Source organism: Synechococcus sp. R8-2 (assembly GCF_047461715.1).
Classification (GTDB): Bacteria; Cyanobacteriota; Cyanobacteriia; order Thermostichales; family Thermostichaceae; genus Thermostichus.
This window is the reverse complement of the sequence record NZ_JANSHQ010000251.1, coordinates 1-1,826: the sequence shown is the minus strand read 5'-3', so window position 1 is coordinate 1,826 and position 1,826 is coordinate 1. Positions and strand designations below refer to the sequence as shown.

General features: G+C 57.5%; 2 protein-coding genes. Both read right to left on the bottom strand.

Annotated elements, in window-relative coordinates; translation table 11 throughout:
* Positions 1-127: 127 nt before the first annotated feature.
* Positions 128-1,183 (bottom strand): permease, encoded by a 1,056-nt coding sequence (locus NW819_RS06645; RefSeq protein WP_414413273.1) that lies wholly within the window; start codon positions 1,181-1,183, stop codon positions 128-130.
* A gap of 79 nt (positions 1,184-1,262) precedes the next feature.
* Positions 1,263-1,826, bottom strand: a 564-nt coding sequence (locus NW819_RS06640; RefSeq protein ID WP_414413272.1) for a citrate/2-methylcitrate synthase, incomplete at its 5' end; no start/stop codon positions are given.

The window sequence follows — 1,826 nt, the reverse complement described above, 5'->3', positions numbered from 1 at the left end:
TCCGTCCCGCTGGCGCGATCAGGAGCCCAGGCGTCTTACCCTAAACTGAAGCAACTATATTTGACGAATATTTGACGGAGAGTGGATGGAGAGGGTGTCCCTGTGGAGAAAGGTTCAAACAAACGCTTTAACTGCCATAGTAGTTGATGGCTAAAGCTCCCACCAGAGTAAGCTGAAAGACCAAGATCACGAAGTAGAAAATGGCGCGGGGCTTGAACAGAGTGAGCATCAAGCCTATGGCTTTCAAGTCTACTATCGGCCCAAACACCATAAAAGCCAACAGGGATCCCGGCGTGAAGGTGGCGGCAAAGGAGAGGGCGAAAAAGGCATCCACCGTCGAGCAGATGGAGATGATCCCGGCCAGGGCCATCATGATCAGGATTGAGAGCAATGCATCTTGGCCATAATCCAGCACAAACGAACGCGGGATCACCGTTTGAATCAGGGCGGCCATCGCCGAGCCCAAGATGAGCACGGATCCCAATTCGCGGATCTCCCTGGCCCAGGTCTGCAGCAGGAGAACTCCTTTTTGTCCCCTGGAGGGAGAAGGTGCAGCGGCCAGAGCAGAGCGATACACATCTTCAGCCGTTTGTAAAGTGGCCAGGGATCCGCCAGAGGCCCCTTGGGCATAGCCCTGGGATCCAATCCAGAAGGTGCCCCCCTGCAACAACGGCGAGCGGGAGATGTTCTTCGGATCAGCTTCTTGGGAGCAATTGCGCTGCAGCTCCCGCCAGACTGCCGGCTGCAACAGAGGCTGGAAATCCTTTTGCAGGCTGAAGATCAAGCCGACGACAACCGCAATGCCGAAGGAAAAGAGAACTCGGTAGATCACCAGCTCCGGCATGGAGCGAAAGGCAATCCAAGTGGAAAAGATCACCACCGGGTTAAACACCGGCGCCGCCAACAGAAAGGCCACCGCCACGTGGGGTGGGATCCCTTTGATGACCAGTTGACGGGCCACCGGCAGGTTGCCGCACTCGCACACCGGGAAAAAGAATCCCAAAGCGCCACCGGCTATCGCACTGCCCACTTTGCCTTTGGGTAGGAAACGGGCCAACTGGGATCCCTCCACAAACACCGCCAGCAGCCCCGACAGAAACACCCCTAGCAGCAAAAATGGCATGGCCTGCACCACAAGGCTCAGAAACAGGGTGAACCCGTCTCGCCAAAGGGGAGAGTCCAAGAGGCTCAACACACCACCTCACGCACGACTTGGGCCTTACTGAGTTTGGATCTCGGCCCAGCGCCCTGTCAAACGGCTCTCAACCCCGCTCTTCTATAGGGATGTAGCGTTGCTGGCGTTCACCTGTGTACACCTGGGTGGGTCGGAAAAGCCGATTATCGGACAACTGCTCCCGCCAATGGGCCAGCCAACCCGCCGCTCGGGCAATGGCAAACACCGGTGTAAACAAATCTTCTGGGATCCCCAGCTTGGCGTAGACCAACCCTGAGTAGAAGTCCACATTCGGGTAGATCCCCTTCGGCCCCAGCAACTCCTCGCACACCCGTTCCACTTCCAGGGCAATGTCGTAGTACTTGTCGTGGCCGTAGCGCTCAAATAGCTCTTCGGCCAGCCGCTGCAGGATAGTGGCCCGCGGATCCTTCACCTTGTAGACTCGGTGCCCCATGCCCATGATGCGCTGTTTTTTGGCCAGTTTCTCCTCGATAAACGAGCGCACATTTTCCACCGAGCCGATTTGCCGCAGCAGCATCATCACCTGTTGGTTGGCCCCCCCGTGCAACAGCCCCGAAAGGGTACCCACCGCCGTGGCCAGGCTGCTGTAAGGGTTAGCCAGCGTGGAAGCGCTCACCAGAAGGGCAAACGT